Source organism: Pseudomonas sp. MF6767, from assembly GCF_016405475.1.
Classification (GTDB): Bacteria; Pseudomonadota; Gammaproteobacteria; order Pseudomonadales; family Pseudomonadaceae; genus Aquipseudomonas; species Aquipseudomonas paracarnis.
Genome location: NZ_JAEKCY010000005.1, coordinates 101817 through 121017 on the forward strand (window position 1 = coordinate 101817; position 19201 = coordinate 121017).

The 19201-nt window shown below is 61.1% G+C and carries 14 protein-coding genes; 8 read left to right on the forward strand and 6 right to left on the reverse strand.

Annotation, left to right across the window (positions count from 1 at the left end; all coding sequences use genetic code 11):
* Positions 1–20: 20 nt before the first annotated feature.
* The 6 genes from JFT58_RS10765 to prpD all read left to right on the forward strand — a co-directional run bounded on the left by JFT58_RS10765 (position 21) and on the right by prpD (position 8416).
* Entirely contained in the window at positions 21–734 is a 714-nt protein-coding gene (locus tag JFT58_RS10765; protein WP_014719500.1) for a GntR family transcriptional regulator, read from the forward strand.
* Positions 731–1624 (forward strand): methylisocitrate lyase, encoded by an 894-nt coding sequence (prpB, locus tag JFT58_RS10770; protein WP_003193320.1) that lies wholly within the window; start codon positions 731–733, stop codon positions 1622–1624. Before JFT58_RS10765 ends, prpB begins: the two co-directional genes overlap by 4 nt.
* A gap of 42 nt (positions 1625–1666) precedes the next feature.
* Positions 1667–2794, forward strand: coding sequence for a bifunctional 2-methylcitrate synthase/citrate synthase (prpC, locus tag JFT58_RS10775; protein ID WP_014719499.1), 1128 nt, complete (start codon positions 1667–1669; stop codon positions 2792–2794).
* A gap of 183 nt (positions 2795–2977) precedes the next feature.
* A complete protein-coding gene (acnD, locus tag JFT58_RS10780; RefSeq protein WP_198834378.1) occupies positions 2978–5572 on the forward strand; it encodes a Fe/S-dependent 2-methylisocitrate dehydratase AcnD in 2595 nt (864 codons plus the stop codon).
* 11 nt (positions 5573–5583) lie between these two features.
* Positions 5584–6774, forward strand: coding sequence for a 2-methylaconitate cis-trans isomerase PrpF (gene prpF, locus JFT58_RS10785; RefSeq protein WP_054897197.1), 1191 nt, complete (start codon positions 5584–5586; stop codon positions 6772–6774).
* A 157-nt stretch (positions 6775–6931) separates the two neighbouring features.
* Positions 6932–8416, forward strand: a complete 1485-nt coding sequence (gene prpD / locus JFT58_RS10790) for a 2-methylcitrate dehydratase (protein WP_054897196.1) — start codon at positions 6932–6934, stop codon at positions 8414–8416.
* Between the two features lie 133 nt (positions 8417–8549).
* Here the strand turns inward: prpD and JFT58_RS10795 are convergent, their stop codons facing one another.
* The 5 genes from JFT58_RS10795 to JFT58_RS10815 are packed head-to-tail and all read right to left on the reverse strand — an operon-like array spanning position 8550 to position 14078.
* A complete protein-coding gene (locus JFT58_RS10795) occupies positions 8550–9284 on the reverse strand; it encodes an alanyl-tRNA editing protein (RefSeq protein WP_198834379.1) in 735 nt (244 codons plus the stop codon).
* A 2-nt stretch (positions 9285–9286) separates the two neighbouring features.
* Entirely contained in the window at positions 9287–10279 is a 993-nt protein-coding gene (locus tag JFT58_RS10800) for a serine O-acetyltransferase (RefSeq protein ID WP_034128354.1), read from the reverse strand.
* Between the two features lie 37 nt (positions 10280–10316).
* The gene (locus JFT58_RS10805) at positions 10317–11231 is read right to left on the reverse strand and encodes a PLP-dependent cysteine synthase family protein (RefSeq protein ID WP_034128415.1); all 915 of its coding nucleotides are present in this window, start codon (positions 11229–11231) and stop codon (positions 10317–10319) included.
* A gap of 16 nt (positions 11232–11247) precedes the next feature.
* Complete coding sequence (gene moeB / locus JFT58_RS10810) at positions 11248–13110, reverse strand: molybdopterin-synthase adenylyltransferase MoeB (RefSeq protein ID WP_054897195.1); 1863 nt, start codon at positions 13108–13110, stop codon at positions 11248–11250.
* Between the two features lie 23 nt (positions 13111–13133).
* Positions 13134–14078 (reverse strand): DMT family transporter, encoded by a 945-nt coding sequence (locus JFT58_RS10815; protein ID WP_034128416.1) that lies wholly within the window; start codon positions 14076–14078, stop codon positions 13134–13136.
* A gap of 109 nt (positions 14079–14187) precedes the next feature.
* Between JFT58_RS10815 and JFT58_RS10820 the strand changes: the two genes are divergently transcribed.
* Positions 14188–15612, forward strand: coding sequence for an aminotransferase-like domain-containing protein (locus tag JFT58_RS10820; RefSeq protein WP_054897194.1), 1425 nt, complete (start codon positions 14188–14190; stop codon positions 15610–15612).
* Between the two features lie 123 nt (positions 15613–15735).
* Here JFT58_RS10820 and ppsR read toward each other — a convergent pair whose 3' ends face one another.
* Positions 15736–16554, reverse strand: coding sequence for a posphoenolpyruvate synthetase regulatory kinase/phosphorylase PpsR (ppsR, locus tag JFT58_RS10825; protein ID WP_003193298.1), 819 nt, complete (start codon positions 16552–16554; stop codon positions 15736–15738).
* A 178-nt stretch (positions 16555–16732) separates the two neighbouring features.
* Between ppsR and ppsA the strand changes: the two genes are divergently transcribed.
* The gene (gene ppsA / locus JFT58_RS10830) at positions 16733–19108 is read left to right on the forward strand and encodes a phosphoenolpyruvate synthase (RefSeq protein ID WP_003193296.1); all 2376 of its coding nucleotides are present in this window, start codon (positions 16733–16735) and stop codon (positions 19106–19108) included.
* The last annotated feature ends 93 nt before the right edge of the window (positions 19109–19201 follow it).

Below are 19201 nucleotides of genomic sequence, written 5' to 3' on the forward strand. Positions count from 1 at the left end.
ATTTTAAAGGTGTCGACAATATGCTGGAGCAACTGGAAAAACCATCGGTGGCACCAGACGATTCCCAGACCATGTCAGAGAACGTCTTCCGGCGTATCCAGGCCGCCATCGTCAAAGGCGAAATCGCCCCCGGCAGCAAGATTTCCGAGCCGGAGCTGGCGCGCACCTACGGCATCAGTCGCGGCCCGCTGCGCGAAGCGATCCATCGCCTGGAAGGCCAGCGCCTGCTGGTGCGGGTGCCTCATGTCGGCGCACGCGTGGTGTCTTTGAGTCACGCCGAGCTGGTCGAACTGTATGAGATTCGCGAGTCCCTGGAGGGCATGGCCTGTCGCTTGGCCGCCGAGCGCATGACTGACGCAGAGATCGAGGAACTGCGCCAGGTGTTGCACACCCACGAACGGGATGCGGCGTTCCAGGCCGGTGTCGGCTATTACCAGCAGGAAGGCGACTTCGATTTTCACTACCGCATCATTCAAGGTGCCGGTAACCGCACCCTCACCCAAATGCTCTGCGGCGAGCTGTATCAACTGGTGCGCATGTACCGCATCCAGTTCTCCGCCACCCCCAATCGTCCACGCCAGGCCTTTGCCGAGCATCACCGCATTCTGGACGCGATTGCCGATCGCGACGGTGAACTGGCCGAACTGTTGATGCGCCGGCATATCGGCGCCTCCAAACGCAACATTGCCCGTCACTTCCCGGACGGTGCGCCTTCATCACGAGGTGAGTCATGAGTTCCAACAACAACAGCACTCCCGGCCAGCGTTTCCGTGACGCCGTCGCCAGTGAACAGCCCTTGCAAGTGGTGGGCGCCATCAACGCCAACCATGCGCTGTTGGCCAAGCGCGCCGGCTTCAAGGCGATTTATCTGTCAGGTGGCGGTGTAGCCGCCGGCTCCCTCGGCGTGCCGGACCTGGGTATCACCGGCCTGGATGACGTGCTCACCGACGTGCGCCGCATTACCGACGTGTGCGACCTGCCGCTGCTGGTGGACGTGGACACCGGTTTCGGCTCCTCGGCGTTCAACGTGGCGCGTACCGTCAAGTCGATGATCAAGTTCGGTGCCGCCGCCATCCATATCGAAGACCAGGTGGGCGCCAAGCGCTGCGGTCATCGCCCCAACAAAGAAATCGTGTCCCAGCAGGAAATGGTCGACCGCATCAAGGCCGCCGTGGATGCGCGCACCGATGACAGCTTCGTGATCATGGCGCGCACCGACGCCCTGGCGGTCGAGGGCCTGGAGTCCGCGCTGGAGCGCGCCGCCGCATGCATCGAGGCCGGTGCCGACATGGTGTTCCCGGAAGCCATCACTGAACTGGAAATGTACAAGCTGTTCGCCTCCCGCGTGAAGGCGCCGATCCTGGCGAACATCACCGAGTTCGGCGCCACACCGCTGTACACCACCGAACAGTTGAAATCTGCGGATGTTTCCATTGTGCTGTACCCGCTCTCGGCTTTCCGTGCCATGAACAAGGCGGCCGAGAATGTCTACACCGCGATTCGTCGCGACGGTACGCAGCAGAATGTGATCGACACCATGCAAACGCGCATGGAGCTTTACGATCGCATCGACTACCACACCTTCGAGCAGAAGCTCGACGCGCTGTTCGCCGCGAAAAAATAAACCCTGTGGTTCCCTGAACAACTACAAAATTGGAGAACGAACATGGCTGAAGCTAAAGTATTGAGTGGTGCAGGCCTGCGTGGCCAGGTTGCCGGGCAGACGGCACTGTCCACCGTGGGCCAGGCCGGCGCCGGCCTGACCTACCGTGGCTACGACGTACGCGAACTGGCCGCCGACGCCCAGTTTGAAGAAGTCGCCTACCTGCTGCTGTACGGTGAATTGCCAACCCAGGCCGAACTGGCCGCCTACAGCAACAAGCTGAGCAAACTGCGTGACCTGCCCCAGGCCCTGAAAGAAGTGCTCGAACGCATCCCCGCCGACGCCCATCCGATGGACGTGATGCGCACCGGGTGCTCGTTCCTGGGCAATATCGAGCCGGAGAAAGATTTCAGCGTGCAGCGCGATGTCACCGACCGCCTGCTCGCCGCGTTCCCGGCGATCATGTGCTACTGGTATCGCTTCAGCCACGACGGCCAGCGCATCGACTGCGTGACCGACGAGCCGAGCATCGGTGGCCACTTCCTGCACCTGCTGCATGGCAAGAAACCGAGCGAGCTGCACGTCAAAGTGATGAACGTGTCACTGATCCTCTACGCCGAACACGAATTCAACGCTTCGACCTTCACCGCACGGGTGTGTGCATCGACATTGTCCGACCTGTATTCCTGCGTCACCGCTGCCATCGGCTCCCTGCGCGGCCCGCTGCATGGCGGTGCCAACGAAGCGGCGATGGAAATGATCGAGCGTTTCTCCTCGGCCCAGGAAGCGGTTGAAGGCACCCTTGGCATGTTGGCGCGCAAAGACAAGATCATGGGCTTTGGCCACGCGATCTATAAAGACAGCGATCCGCGCAATGAGGTGATCAAGGGCTGGTCGAAAAAACTCGCTGACGAAGTGGGCGACACCGTGTTGTTCCCGGTCTCCGAAGCCATCGACAAGACCATGTGGGAACAGAAGAAGCTGTTTCCCAACGCCGATTTCTACCATGCCTCGGCGTACCACTTCATGGGCATCCCGACCAAGTTGTTCACGCCGATCTTCGTATGCTCGCGCCTGACCGGCTGGGCTGCGCATGTGTTCGAGCAGCGCGCCAACAACCGCATCATCCGTCCAAGCGCCGAGTACACCGGCGTTGAGCAGCGCAAGTTCGTGCCAATCGAACGTCGCTGAATGGGATGGGCTGTGCCCGCTGGCTCATGTGCTTGTTTGTGGGAGCTGGCTTGCCTGCGATTGCATCACCTCGGTGTACCTGTCACACCACAGTGATGCCATCGCAGGCAAGCCAGCTCCCACAGGAAACAAAGCCAGTGTCGACAGTTCACCTTTCGAACTTACCGTGACCGAGTCCTGACGATGAACACTGAATTTCGCAAACCACTCCCCGGCAGCCGCCTGGATTTCTTCGACGCCCGTGCGGCGGTCGAGGCAATCACCCCCGGCGCCTACGCCACGTTGCCCTACACCTCGCGTGTGCTCGCCGAGAACCTGGTGCGCCGTTGCGACCCGGCCACCCTCGACGCGTCCCTGAGTCAACTGATCGAGCGCAAGCGCGACCTCGACTTCCCGTGGTTCCCCGCCCGCGTGGTGTGCCATGACATCCTCGGCCAGACCGCTCTGGTCGACCTTGCCGGCCTGCGCGATGCCATCGCCCAGCAAGGCGGCGACCCGGCGCAGGTCAACCCGGTGGTGCCTACCCAACTGATCGTCGACCATTCCCTGGCCGTCGAGGCCGGTGGTTTTGACCCGCAAGCCTTCGAAAAAAACCGCGCCATTGAAGACCGTCGCAACGAAGACCGTTTCCACTTCATCGAGTGGACCAAAAAGGCCTTCAAGAACGTTGATGTGATCCCGCCGGGCAACGGCATCATGCACCAGATCAATCTGGAGAAAATGTCCCCGGTGATTCAAGTGCGTGACGGTGTGGCCTTCCCGGATACCTGTGTCGGTACCGACAGCCATACGCCTCACGTAGACGCCCTGGGTGTGATCGCCATCGGCGTCGGTGGCCTGGAAGCCGAGAGCGTGATGCTCGGCCGCGCGTCGTGGATGCGCCTGCCGGAAAGCGTGGGCGTGGAATTGACCGGCAAGCTGCAACCGGGCATCACCGCCACCGATATGGTGCTGGCGCTCACCGAATTCCTGCGCCAGCAAAAGGTGGTCGGCGCCTGGCTGGAGTTCTTCGGCGAAGGGGCCTCGGCACTGACCTTGGGTGACCGTGCCACCATCTCCAACATGGCCCCGGAGTACGGCGCCACCGCCGCGATGTTCTACATCGACGCGCAAACCATCGCTTACCTCAAACTCACCGGCCGCGAAGACGAACAAGTCGCCTTGGTCGAGCAATACGCACGTCACACCGGCCTGTGGGCGGACGACTTGAAAGGCGCGCAGTACGAGCGCAGCCTGAGCTTCGACCTCTCCAGCGTCGTGCGCAACATGGCCGGCCCGAGCAACCCCCATGCCCGCCTGGCCACCCGCGACCTGGCGTCAAAAGGCATTGCCGGCCAATGGGATGACGTGCCGGGGCAAATGCCCGACGGCGCGGTGATCATCGCTGCCATCACCAGTTGCACCAACACCAGCAACCCGCGGAACGTGATTGCCGCCGGCCTGTTGGCACGCAACGCCAACAAGCTGGGGCTGACCCGCAAGCCGTGGGTCAAGTCGTCTTTGGCGCCGGGCTCGAAAACCGTGGCCATGTACCTGGAAGAAGCCGGCCTGGGCCATGAGCTGGAAAAATTCGGTTTTGGCGTGGTGGCCTTTGCCTGCACTACCTGCAACGGCATGTCGGGCGCGCTCGACCCGGTGATCCAGCAAGAGATCATCGACCGCGACCTGTACGCCACCGCGGTGTTGTCGGGTAACCGCAACTTTGACGGGCGCATTCACCCTTACGCCAAGCAAGCCTTCCTGGCGTCGCCGCCGCTGGTGGTGGCCTATGCGATTGCCGGTACCATCCGTTTCGACATCGAGAAGGACGTGCTCGGCCTGGATGCCGACGGCAACGAAATCCGCCTGCAAGACATCTGGCCGAGCGATGAAGAGATCGACGCGGTGGTCAAGGCTTCGGTGAAACCCGAGCAATTCCGTGCGGTGTATATCCCGATGTTCGCCATCCACGAAGACACCGGGCCCAAGGTCACGCCGCTGTACGACTGGCGCCCACAAAGCACCTATATCCGCCGCCCGCCGTACTGGGAAGGCGCGCTGGCCGGTGCACGGCCGCTCAAAGGCATGCGCCCGCTGGCGGTGCTGCCAGACAACATCACCACGGACCACCTGTCGCCGTCCAACGCGATCATGCTTGACAGTGCCGCCGGTGAATACCTGGCGAAAATGGGCTTGCCGGAAGTCGACTTCAACTCCTACGCGACCCACAGGGGCGACCATTTGACGGCGCAGCGCGCCACCTTCGCCAACCCGAAACTGTTCAACGAAATGGTGCAGGAAAACGGCAAGGTCAAGCAGGGCTCTCTTGCGCGTATCGAGCCGGAAGGCAAGGTCACGCGGATGTGGGAAGCGATTGAAACCTACATGGAACGCAAACAGCCGTTGATCATCATCGCGGGTGCCGACTATGGCCAGGGCTCGTCCCGTGACTGGGCGGCCAAGGGCGTACGCCTGGCCGGTGTGGAAGCGATTGCCGCCGAAGGCTTCGAGCGTATCCACCGCACCAACCTGGTGGGCATGGGCGTGTTGCCTCTGGAGTTCCTGCCGGGCACCGACCGCCACACCCTGCAAATCGACGGCAGTGAAACCTATGACGTGGTCGGCGAGCGCACCCCGCGTGCGCAACTGACCCTGGTGATCAACCGCAAGAATGGCGAACGTGTCGAGGTGCCAGTGACCTGCCGCCTGGACACCGCCGAAGAAGTGTCGATCTACGAGGCCGGTGGCGTGTTGCAACGTTTCGCCCAGGACTTCCTGGAATCAAAGGCGACCGCCTGAAGAGGATAACCATGGCACACGTAGCGCAAATCAAGATCCCCGCCACCTACATGCGTGGCGGCACCAGCAAGGGCGTGTTCTTCAGCCTCCAGGACCTGCCCGCAGCGGCGCAGGTGCCGGGCCCTGCACGCGACGCCTTGTTGCTGCGGGTGATCGGCAGCCCCGACCCCTATGACAAGCAGATCGACGGCATGGGTGGGGCTACCTCGAGCACCAGCAAGACCGTGATCCTGGCCAAAAGCAGCCGCGCCGATCACGACGTGGATTACCTGTTTGGCCAGGTCTCCATCGACAAGCCATTTGTCGATTGGAGCGGCAACTGCGGCAACCTGTCGGCAGCGGTGGGTTCGTTCGCCATCAGTGCCGGCCTGGTCGATGCGGCCCGCGTGCCCCATAACGGCGTGGCCGTGGTGCGGGTGTGGCAGGCCAATATCGGCAAGACCATCATCGCCCACGTGCCGATCACTGACGGCGCGGTGCAGGAAACCGGCGACTTTGAACTGGACGGCGTGACCTTCCCGGCCGCCGAAGTGCAGTTGGAATTCATGGACCCGGCGGCGGAAGAAGAGGGCGGTGGTGGTTCGATGTTCCCGACCGGCAACCTCGTCGACGACCTGGAGGTGCCCGGCGTCGGTACCTTCAAGGCCACGTTGATCAACGCCGGTATTCCGACGATTTTCATCAATGCCCAAGACCTGGGCTACACCGGTACCGAGCTGCAAGGCGCGATCAACAGCGACCCCAAGGCCCTGGCGATGTTCGAGACCGTGCGGGCGTATGGCGCGTTGCGCATGGGCCTGATCCAGCACCTGGACGAAGCCGCCCAGCGCCAGCACACGCCCAAGGTGGCGTTCGTCGCCAAGCCAGCCGATTACGTGGCCTCCAGCGGCAAGGCGATCAAGGCCGGCGATGTGGACCTGCTGGTGCGCGCTTTGTCGATGGGCAAACTGCACCACGCGATGATGGGCACTGCGGCGGTGGCGATTGGCACCGCCGCGGCGATTTCCGGCACCTTGGTCAACCTGGCGGCGGGCGGCGTAGAGCGCAATGCCGTGCGCTTCGGGCACCCGTCCGGCACCTTGCGTGTGGGGGCCGAGGCCAGCCAGGTGGACGGTGAATGGGTGGTGAAAAAAGCCATTATGAGCCGCAGTGCGCGGGTGTTGATGGAAGGCTACGTGCGCATCCCCGGCGACGCCTTTTAGCTTGATCGTTCCCACGCTCCGCGTGGGAACGCCGCCTGGGACGCTCTGCGTCCTGCTGTGACGCAGAGCGTCACGGGATGCATTCCCACGCGGAGCGTGGGAACGATCAAATCAACCTTGACCTTGAGGAACAACCCCACCTTTTAGGAGAACTGCCATGAGCGCCAACGTCGACCAGAACAACCGCCCCGACTACGACCCGGTTTTGCAGGGCATCGCCGACTACGTCCTCAACTACCGCATTGACTCCCAGGACGCCCTGGATACCGCCCGCAACTGCCTGATGGACACCCTCGGCTGTGGCCTGCTGGCCCTGCGCTTCCCCGAGTGCACCAAGCACCTGGGGCCGATGGTCGAGGGTACCGTGGTGCCGTTCGGTGCACGGGTGCCGGGCACTTCGTTTCGCCTGGACCCGGTCAAGGCCGCCTGGGATATCGGTTGCATCGTGCGCTGGCTCGACTACAACGACACCTGGCTTGCCGCCGAATGGGGCCACCCTTCAGACAATCTTGGCGGCATCCTCGCCGTGGCCGATCACCTGTCGCAAAAGCGCCTGGCCAATGGCGACGCGCCGCTGACCGTGCGTGCAGTGCTGGAAGCGATGATCATGGCTCACGAAATCCAAGGCGTGATTGCCTTGGAAAATTCCTTCAACAGGGTAGGCCTCGACCATGTGTTGCTGGTGAAAGTCGCTACCACGGCGGTCACCGCCAAGCTGATGGGCGCCAACCGCGAGCAGTTGCTATCGGCGTTGTCCCACGCTTTTGTCGATGGTCAGGCGCTACGCACCTATCGTCATGCACCGAATGCCGGCTCGCGCAAATCCTGGGCGGCGGGCGATGCGTCGAGCCGCGGCGTGCGCCTGGCAGACATCGCCCTGCGTGGCGAAATGGGCATCCCCGGCGTGTTGAGTGCGCCGCAGTGGGGCTTCTATGACGTGCTGTTCAGCCACACCAACAAGGACCTGGCGCTCAAGCCCGAGGACAAGCGAGCTTTCAGCCTGCCCCAAGCCTACGGCACCTATGTGATGGAAAACGTGCTGTTCAAGATCAGCTTTCCGGCCGAGTTTCACGCGCAAACCGCCTGTGAAGCGGCAGTCGCCCTGCACCCGCAGGTCAAGCATCGTTTGCATGAAATCGACCGTATCGTGATCACTACCCATGAGTCGGCGATTCGCATTATTTCCAAGGTCGGCCCATTGGCGAATGCCGCCGATCGCGACCACTGCCTGCAATACATGACCGCCGTGCCGTTGGCGTTCGGCAATCTGGTGGCCGAGCAGTATGAAGATGATTTCCACGCGGCCCACCCGATCATCGATGAGCTGCGCGCCAAGATGGTCGTCATCGAAGATCCGCGCTACAGCCGCGAATACCTGGAGGCCGACAAGCGCTCGATTGCCAACGCGGTGCAGGTGTTTTTCACGGATGGCACCTGCACCGAGCAGGTGGTGGTGGAGTACCCGATTGGCCATCGCCGCCGTCGGGTGGACGGCATTCCACTGCTGGAAGACAAGTTCAAGGCCAACCTGGCCACGCGGTTCACCGCGCAACGCAGCGCCGAAATCTTTGCGTTGTGCAAGGATCAGGCACGGCTTGAGGCTACTCCAGTCAACCGTTTCATGGACCTGCTCACTATCTGAAAAACAGCACAGTCACTGTAGGAGCGAGCTTGCTCGCGAAAAACGTCAACGATGCCGCGTGCTTCCTGAGTAAGCGCGGCGCCTATGGGTTTTTCGCGAGCAAGCTCGCTCCTACAGAGGCAATGACGCAGGCTCAAGCGTGTCCAAACCGCAGTATCACCCGGCGGTTGTGCTTGCTCTTTTTCTCGATCTTCTCGCAGAACACCCGACCGATTTCCTCGGTATTGAGCACATGGGTACCGCCGCAGGGCTGGATATCGATGCCGGGGATTTCAATCACCCGTACCGAACCGGAGACCACCGGCGGCGCAACCGCCTGAGTGCGGGTGATCTGCAGCAGGGTCGCGTACTCGGTGGCAGGCATCGACAGCGTTTTCACCGCGTGGGCCTGCTCGATCAGGGCGTTGAGGTCACGGGTGAGGCCGTCTTTGTCCAAGATCATCTCCGGCAGGTCGAAATCCAGTCGGCCTTTATCCGCACTGATGCTGCAACCGGTCACGGGCGCGTCGATGAGGGAGCACAGCAAGTGCAGGCAAGTGTGCATCTTCATGTGCTGGTAGCGCCGCTCCCAATCCAGCCCGGCGTCGACCTGGACGCCAGCGGCCAACTGTTCGGGGCAATGGTCTACCTGATGCCAGATGATCGAGCGCAACACCGGGTCGCGCACGGTGCCTGTCACCTCGACCCGTGTGCCATCGGCCAGGGTGAAGTGGCCGGTATCGCCCGGTTGCCCACCGCCGGTGGGGTAGAACAGGGTGTGCTCCAGGGCGATACCTTGTTCACTGACGGCAATCACCCGGGCGCTGAAGGCGTTCTGGTAGGGCGCGCTGTCAAACAGCGCCAGGGTTTCCATGGTATGCACGGACATGTTCAACCTCCGACGATCAATGGGGTGGCTTGCAAGAGGTGGCGCACCAGTGCGCTCAAGCCAGGGGGAGAGAGCAGGGTGATTTCAAATTCCGGCCCGCACACCTTCAGGTTCAGCGGCAGGCGTGGCAGTTGCTCGTCGTTGTCGAGGCGACGCAGGCGAAACTGCAGGTGGTGCCGCTCTTTCACCGTGGGTTCGAGCATCAGCCCTTGCAGCGGATGAAAGTCGGCGTCCAGCACGGTGACCTTGTGGCCGGCACTCACTTCGCCCACCACGTGCAAGCGCTCATCCAGGGCAAAGGCGCCGAGGTAGTTGCTGTGGTCCGATTCATCGTTTTTCTGCAGTTGGATCTGGTTGACCACCTTGACCTTGGTGCCTGCCGGCACGTCCTGGGTAATCACGCAGGAGGGGCTGATAAACACGTTATCGCCGATCGAAACATAGCCCAGCACCCGGGCGCCGGCGCCGACTTCGACGTTGTTGCCCAGGCGCGGGTGGCGTTTGCCGTCCGGGTTGTTGGCAATACCGCGCGCACCCAGGGTCACGCCGCAGAGGATGTAGCAGTCGTTGCCGATCACGCAGGTCTCGCCGATGACCGTGCCGTAGCCATGGTCCAGCACAAAGCGCCGGCCGATGCGCGCTGCCGGGTGAATCTCGGCGCCGGAGAGAATCTTGCCCTGGTTACTCAGTTTGAGGGCCATGCGCGAAAAATCGCCGTGGTCAGCGGCCTGGAAATGCCACACCAGGTGCGCAAGGCGGTAGAACAGCACGGCCTTGAACGAGGCGTAGGATTCCAGGATCAACTCACCGCGCCCACGGGACGCGGGGTCGCGATAGGCATAGGCAATCAGGTCCTCGGCCACCGCCTGGGCGGCGGTCTGGATCAACGGTGCCAGGTGCGGCTCCAGCTGCTTCATCTGTCTGGGCGTCAGGGTGGTGATGAGGTGGGTGAGCAACTCATCGTGCAGCTGTTGCATGTCGATAAAGCCCCCCATGGAGACACCCCCGTACATTGAATGGTTGGAAGCCCCGTTATTCGAAACTGGGCAGGTAGCTGTCGGCATTGTCGTAGACCATGGTCAACACCACCGTTTCAGGCGGCAGTTCGGGGGCGAGTTGGGCGATGGCAACCATGTTGGCGGCCGAAGACAGCCCCAGGCTGATGGCATCGGTGCGCATGATGCGTTTGATCATGTCCAGGCAATCGGCGTGCGACACCTTGAGCATGCCGTCGATCACGTCCAGGTTGAGGATGCTGGGGATCAGGCCAATCGACAGGCCCTGGATCCCGTGCGCTGCGTGTTGGTCTTTGAGCAGGTCGCACTCTTCCGGTTCTACACCCATCACCCGCAGCGCCGGCCAGGCGGCCTTGAGGGTTTCGCCGATACCGGTGATGTGTCCACCGGTGCCAATGCCGCTGACGAAGTAGTCCACGCGCTGTTCACCGAAGGCGCGAAGGATTTCCGGGGCGGTGGTGTCGCGGTGGGTTTGGGGGTTGGCGCCATTGCGTTGCTGGTTGAGCATCACATAGTTGGGGTTCTCCAACTGCAGCTCCATGCACTTTTCGCCGTGGGAGTTATTGCCCAGGCGACTGTCGGACAGCACTACCCTGGCGCCATACAGACGCAGCAGTTTCTGTTTTTCCGGGCTGTAGTTGTCAGGGATCACCAGCACTACTTTGTAGCCCAGCACATTGCCGGCCATCGCCAGGCCAATGCCGGTGTTGCCGCCACTGGGTTCGATGATGGTCTGCCCGGAATCACGGATCAGCACGCCGCGGCGCTCGGCATCCAGGATCATGCCCAGGGCGATGCGCGCCTTGTGGCTGCCGCCGGGGTTGAGGGACTCCAGCTTGGCGTAGACCTCGATGCCGAGGTCTTCGGAAAACTGGGCCAGACGCACGATCGGCGTTTGGCCGATGACGTCGAGAATGGAGTTATGCAGCATCAGCACGTCCCCACTTTCAGTACAACGGCATGTCAGGTTCGACGTCGCGAACCCAATGTTTCATGCCACCCTGGAGGACTTTGGTGTTGGCAAAGCCAGCCGCCAACAGGGTGCTGGCGGCTTGCTCGGCACGGGCGCCTGCGTAGCAGATCAGGTAGTGGGTGTTGTCGCGGCTCAGGCTGGCGAGTTGCCCGTCCAGCTCTGCCAACGGGATATGCACCACGCCCGGTAATTTGCACACTTCCAGTTCGCTGGCGTCCCGCACGTCGAGCAATACATCGGCGCTGCTGGGGTGTTCGAGCACTTGCTTGAGCACCTGGGGCTTGATGTAGCGTTCCGCGGCCAGGGAGGGCAGGCTCGGTACGGCATCGGCGCAGGTGGCCGGCGCGACGGTTTCGCTATGGCGCAGGTCCGAGCAGCAGGGGCAATCAGCGCGGCGCTTGAAGCGGATTTCGCTGAACTTCATCGCCAGCGCGTCGAAGCGCATCAAGCGGCCGGACAAGGGTTCGCCAATACCGATCAGCAATTTGATCGCCTCGGTGGCCTGGATCATACCGACCACGCCCGGCAACACACCGATCACACCGCCCGCGCTGCAATTGGGTGCCAACTCTGCGGGTGGGGCCTTGGGGAACAGGCAGCGATAGCACGGCCCACCTTTATAGTTGAGCACGCTGATCTGCCCGTCGAAACGGTAGATAGCGCCGTACACCAAAGGTTTGCCCAACTGCACACAGGCGTCGTTGACCAGGTAGCGGGTGTCGAAATTGTCGGTTCCGTCGATCACCAGGTCATAGGCGCCCACCAGTTCCAGGGCGTTGTCGCTGTTGAGCGCGGTGTTGTACGCGTTGATCTGGATATGCGGATTGAGGTCCAGCAGGCGCTGCTTGGCGGACTCGACCTTGGGCATGCCCAGGGTGCTGTTGCCATGCACAATCTGGCGTTGCAGGTTGCTGCTTTCCACCACATCAAAGTCCACCAGACCCAGGGTGCCGATGCCGGCCGCCGCCAGGTACAGGCTGATGGGCGAGCCCAGCCCGCCGGTACCGATGACCAGCACCTTGGCTTTCTTCAGGTTCAATTGGCCTTCGCGGCCCACGCCCGGCAGGGTGATGTGGCGCACGTAGCGCTGCACTTCTTCGTTGCTCAGGGTATCGATGTCCATGCCACCTGAGGTGGCGAGCAACACTTCGATCCGGGATTTCGGCGGCAGGGCTTCATCGGCTTCGATCAGCGCCTCCTCGGCGGTAAACAGGAAGTGTTCCTTGAGCTGGTTGTTCTTTTCATGGAACAGGTGCTGACGCAATTGGGGGTGATGGGTGCAGAGATTTTCAATGACTTCGCGCAATGTCGATCCGGCGCCCTCAAGGGTCGATTCCGGCAGCTTGGCCACGCGAACCAGAATGTCGGGGAAAGAGACAGCGTTCATGGACAACTCCGTGTGCAGGTCGTTGAAAGGTTGAAGGGAGAAATGCTTGCCATCCCAGGCAAACAGCTTGGAGCCCAGGGCCTGGCCCTGGCGGACATCCACCACCAAATAGCTGACGGGGAAGATCGGCTCGCCCAGAAACAGTGCCTTGTCCTGGTCTTCGTCACTGAAATAGGCGCCGACATCCGGGTGTGAGTGGTAGATCACCACCACCGGGTTGTCACTGCGAAACGCCTTGTTCATCAGCAAGGTGTCGGCCACCGAAAAGGTGTAGCCATTGGCCGCGCTGCGTGGGTACATCTCGGGGTTCTTGCGGTGCAGCTCATTCTGGATATTGCTGCCCAGGTACACGCTGCCGTCGGCGAAGACGAAACCACAGCACTCCTCGGGGTAGCTGCGGCTGGCGTGGGCGTAGATCTGTTCCAGGGCGGTGGGGCGGAGGACGTCCATGTTTCTCTCGCGTTGGTTGAGGGTCACTTTTTCTTGGCCATGAGTTTTTCGATCGGCAACTTGGTAATCGCAAAGCCGGCCAGCAGGATCGCCGAGTACAGCATCAGGTCGCGGGAAATTTCCACGCCTTCGTACCAGGCTCCGATGATGACCGCGAACACCGGGAAGATGATGAAGACGAACGACAGGATGATCGGGCTCAGGCGCTTGAGCAGCATGAAATACACAATGAACCCACCCACCGAGGCCACTAGCCCCAGGTAGAACAGCGCGCTCCAGGAACGCAGGGTGATGTCGTCGAACGTCGGTGTTTCAAACCACAGGCCGGCCAGGAACAGCATCAGCCCGGCAATGCCGATGGGCAGGGTGTTGTAGGTGATGACGCTGATGGCGCTGCCTTTTTGTTTGGTAATGACATAGCACAAGGCGTGCATGATCGCGGCGCTCAGAATGGCCAGTACCCCGAAGAACTCGGCGTGGTCCAGGTGCAGGCCCTGGCTCTTGATGATCATGTAAAGGCTGCCGAAACCAATGCCGATGCCGACCACCTGGGAGAAATAGATGCGCTCGCGCAGGAACAGCGCGGAGAAGATCAGGATGAACACTGGCATGCAGCTGAACAGCAGGGCCGTGAGGCCCGACGACACATGCATTTCGCCGTAATTGAGCAAATAGTAGGGAACGCTGAAGTAGGACAGGGTCACGAATACGAAGAACCAGCGGCTTTCCCGGGGAAACAGGATCGGCTCACGGCGCACCATGGCAAAACACAGGAACAGCGGAAACGCGATGAGAAAGCGCAGGCCGGCAGATGTCAGCGGCGGCACGCTCTCGACGGCGATCTTGATGCCCAGCCACGTAGTGCCCCAACTCAGGCACACGATAAGGAACATCACGCTGGTCACCAGCCCGGCGAGCCACTGTTTTTGCGTTTTTGTTTTTGCAGTGTTTTCGAGAACGGCGGACATTGGCATCGTTTATTGCTTCCCTGGGCCGAAATTGAACTCTATATTGAACTTGTAATGAGTTATGTTTATCGGCGATTGAACCCGTAAAAGCACACTATTAGGGCGAAAGATGGCTGTCAAAACAAATATTGACATGGTGTCAATTATGCGTGAGGGCCTGTCCAACGGGCAGGGCGTGAAGTACAAGCGCCTGTCTGATGTGATGGAACGGGGCATCCTCGAAGGCTTGATTGAACCGGGACGAAAACTGCCGCCCCATCGGGTGCTTTCCGACAATTTAGGCGTGACCATCGGCACCATCAGCCGGGCTTACGGTGAACTGGAACGCCTGGGCCTAGTGGTTGCACGGGTAGGTGACGGCACCTTCGTGCGCAAGCGTGGGATGGAGCGCCAGCGTGATGAGGGCTTTCGTAATTTCAGCGAGGAGCCGCGCCAGTACTTCGACATGAGCCGCAACATGCACATTCCCGGGCAAGAGACGGTGTTTCTCGCCCAGAGCTTTCAAACCCTGTCGACCAACGCCAAGTTCCTCCAGGACATCAGCGCCTACACCCCCGACGCCGGCCTGCCGCGTTACCGTGAAGCGGGCGCGCAATGGCTGGTACAGCGCGAGTTTCATCCGATTCCCGAGCAGGTCATCTGCGTCAACGGCGGCCAGCACGGCTTGCTGTGCGCCATGATGGCGTTGCTGCGTGCTGGCGATACGGTGGTCACCGAGCAGTTGACTTATCCCGGGCTGATTACCGCCGCACGCATGTTGGGGGTGCGGCTGATCGGCCTGGAGATGGATGAGGAAGGCGTACTGCCCACGGCGCTGGATGAGGTCTGTCGCAATCACCGTATTTCGGCGTTGTACTGCACGCCGACTATCCAGAATCCGACCACCGCTGTGTTGTCGGTGGCGCGCCGCGAAGCCTTGGCCAGGGTGTGTCGCGAACATAACCTGCTGATTCTGGAGGACGAAGCCCACGGTGTGCTGGTGGAGGACCGTCCGCCGCCCCTCAGCTATTTCGCGCCTGAGCGTACGATCTTGATCAGCAGCCTGAGCAAGGCGGTATCGGCCGGTTTGCGGGTGGGCTACGTGCATGCGCCGCCGGCGCTGGTCAGCCGCATCTCGGCGGCGCTACGTTCGACCTGCTGGATGGCCACACCTGTGACCCTGGAACTGGCGACCCAGTGGATTGAAAACGGCACGGCGGAATATTTGTTGCGTCAGCAGATCAACGAGATCAGCCGTCGCAAGACGCTGGTCGAAGATTTATTGACCGGCCTGGCCTATCGCACCCACCTCAATAGCCCGCACTTCTGGATCGAAGTACCGGAGCCCTGGCGCGCCTCGGAAATCGAGGCAGAGCTCAAGCAGAATAATTACCTGATCGCCACCGCCGAGGCGTTTGCCGTGGGGCAGACGGCGGTGCCGCAGTTTATTCGGGCGAGTATCTGCAACACGTCGGGTGATGATCAGTTATTGCGCGAGGGGTTTGATGCGCTGGCGACGGCGTTGGGGCAGGGGGGCGGGCGGTTTCATCTGTGAGACCGCGTTATTGCTCGTTCCCACGCTCTGCGTGGGAATCCATCTTGCGACGCTCCGCGTCGCTATTGCGGGACGCGGAGCGTCCCAGGCGGTGTTCCCACGCAGAGCGTGGGAACGATCAGATCACTTGAAGCGCCGCTCCACACCCTTCTCCACCAGAATCTTCGCCGAAATCTCTTCCACCGAAAAATGCGTGGAATTGATGTGCGCGATATTCTCCCGGCGAAACAGATTTTCTACTTCACGCACTTCAAATTCGCACTGGGCATAGCTGGAGTAGCGGCTGTTGGGCTTGCGTTCGTTGCGGATGGCGGTCAGCCGGTCCGGGTCGATGGTCAGGCCGAACAGCTTGTGTGAATGCGCGCGCAAGGCGGCGGGCAGGGTCAGGTGCTCCATGTCGTCTTCGGTCAGCGGGTAGTTGGCCGCACGAATACCGAATTGCATGGCCATGTACAGGCAGGTGGGGGTCTTGCCGCAACGCGACACGCCCACCAGTATCAGGTCGGCCTTGTCGTAGTAGTGGGTGCGGGCACCGTCGTCGTTGTCGAGGGCGAAGTTCACCGCCTCGATACGCTCCATATAGTTGGAGTTATGCCCGATGGAATGGGACTTTCCGACGGAATAGGACGAATGTTCACTCAACTCCTGTTCCAGCGGCGCCAGGAAGGTGGAGAAAATGTCGATCATGAAACCATTCGACGTTGCGAGAATCTCACGAATGTCTTGATTGACGATGGTGTCGAAAATGATCGGGCGAAAACCGTCTTTTTCAGCCGCCAGATTGATTTGTTGTACCATGGCCCGCGCTTTATCCACGCTGTCTATATAAGGCCGGGTGAATTTGGCGAAGGTAATGTTTTCGAACTGCGCGAGCAGGCTCTGGCCCAATGTTTCGGCTGTGATGCCGGTGCCGTCGGAAATAAAGAAAGCAGATCGTTTCATTTGAGCCCTGGGCCTTAAGCTGATGGCGAATCTTGGATATGATAGGCGCGATTTTGCCGTCCCGCAGTGGGCCGCATTCTCACTTATTTTCCAGGTCCAGGCCACAAGCGCTGGCGTTAGCTCCTACTGAGCAACCCGCGTCCTGAGCTTTTCCAACACAGAAAGTGGAGAGATCACCTTGGTAGAGTACGTAGTTTCCCTCGATAAGCTCGGCGTCCATGATGTAGAGCATGTGGGGGGCAAGAACGCATCCCTCGGCGAGATGATCAGTAATCTTGCAGGCGCTGGTGTCTCGGTGCCCGGTGGTTTCGCCACCACGGCCCAGGCTTACCGCGACTTCCTCGAGCTGAGCGGCCTCAACGCCCAGATCCACGCCGCGCTGGACGCCCTGGACGTCGATGACGTCAACGCCCTGGCCAAGACCGGCGCCCAGATCCGCCAGTGGATCATGGAAGCCGAGTTCCCCGAGAAGCTCAACGAAGAAATTCGCACCGCCTTCGCCACTCTGTCGGCCGGTAACCCGGACATGGCTGTTGCCGTGCGTTCCTCGGCCACCGCCGAAGACTTGCCGGACGCCTCCTTTGCCGGCCAGCAGGAAACCTTCCTCAACATTCGCGGCGTCGAAAACGTGATCCGCGCGGCCAAGGAAGTGTTTGCCTCCCTCTTTAATGACCGTGCGATTTCCTACCGCGTACACCAGGGTTTCGACCACAAGCTGGTGGCCCTGTCTGCCGGCGTGCAGCGCATGGTGCGTTCGGAAACCGGCACTGCCGGCGTGATGTTCACCCTGGATACCGAATCCGGTTTCCGTGACGTGGTGTTTATCACCGGCGCCTACGGCCTGGGCGAAACCGTCGTACAAGGCGCGGTCAACCCCGACGAATTCTACGTACACAAGGGCACCCTCGAAGCGGGTCGCCCGGCCATCCTGCGCCGTAACCTGGGCAGCAAAGCCATCAAGATGATCTACGGCGACGAGGCCAAGGCCGGTCGCTCGGTCAAAACCGTTGAGGTCGACAAGGCCGAGCGTGCGCGTTTCTGCCTGACCGACGCTGAAGTCAGCGAGTTGGCCAAACAAGCGATGATCATCGAAAAGCACTACAAGTGCCCGATGGACATCGAGTGGGCCAAGGACGGTGACGACGGCAAGCTGTACATCGTGCAGGCTCGCCCGGAAACCGTGAAGAGCCGCACTTCGGCCAACGTCATGGAGCGCTACCTGCTCAAGGAAACCGGCACCGTGCTGGTGGAAGGCCGTGCCATTGGCCAACGCATTGGCGCAGGCAAGGTGCGGATCATCAAGGACGTGTCCGAGATGGACAAGGTCCAGCCGGGTGACGTACTGGTTTCCGACATGACCGACCCGGATTGGGAACCGGTGATGAAGCGCGCCAGTGCCATTGTCACCAACCGTGGCGGGCGTACCTGTCACGCGGCGATCATTGCCCGTGAGCTGGGGATTCCGGCAGTCGTGGGTTGCGGCAACGCCACCCAACTCCTCAAGGATGGCCAGGGCGTGACCGTTTCCTGCGCCGAAGGCGATACCGGCTTTATCTTCGAAGGTGAGCTGGGCTTCGATATCAAGCAAAACTCCATCGACGCCATGCCCGACCTGCCGTTCAAGATCATGATGAACGTCGGCAACCCGGACCGCGCCTTTGATTTCGCGCAGTTGCCGAACGCCGGTGTGGGCCTGGCCCGCCTGGAATTCATCATCAACCGCATGATCGGCGTGCACCCCAAGGCACTGCTGAACTATGACGGGCTGCCGCTGGACATCAAGGAAAGCGTCGACAAGCGCATCGCCGGCTACAACGACCCGGTAGGTTTCTACGTCGAGAAACTGGTCGAAGGCATCAGCACCCTGGCTGCGGCGTTCTACCCGAAAAAGGTCATCGTGCGCCTGTCGGACTTCAAGTCCAATGAATACGCGAACCTGATCGGCGGCAAGCTCTACGAGCCGGAAGAAGAAAACCCGATGCTGGGTTTCCGCGGCGCCTCGCGTTACATCAGCGAAGCCTTCCGTGACTGCTTCGAGCTCGAATGCCGTGCGCTCAAGCGTGTGCGCAACGAGATGGGCCTGACCAACGTCGAGATCATGGTGCCGTTCGTGCGCACCCTGGGCGAAGCGAGCCAGGTCGTGGACCTGCTGGCAGAAAACGGTCTGACCCGCGGCGAGAACGGCCTGCGCGTGATCATGATGTGCGAATTGCCGTCGAACGCCATCCTGGCTGAAGAGTTCCTGGAGTTCTTCGACGGTTTCTCCATCGGCTCCAACGACCTGACCCAGTTGACCTTGGGCCTGGACCGCGATTCGGGGATCATCGCCCACCTGTTCGACGAGCGTAACCCAGCGGTCAAGAAGCTGCTGGCCAACGCCATCCAGGCTTGTAACAAGGCTGGCAAGTACATCGGTATCTGCGGCCAAGGCCCTTCGGACCACCCTGACCTGGCCAAATGGCTGATGGAGCAGGGGATCGAGAGCGTCTCGCTGAACCCCGATTCCGTGCTGGAAACCTGGTTCTTCCTGGCTGAAGGCCAAGCGTCCGCCTAAGGTCGCGTGGTCAAAAGTGCCGGTCACTCGTTGCGGGTGACCGGCATTCTTATCTGTACAGGGCGGGAATCCTCGCGGACGCCGCCCTTTTTT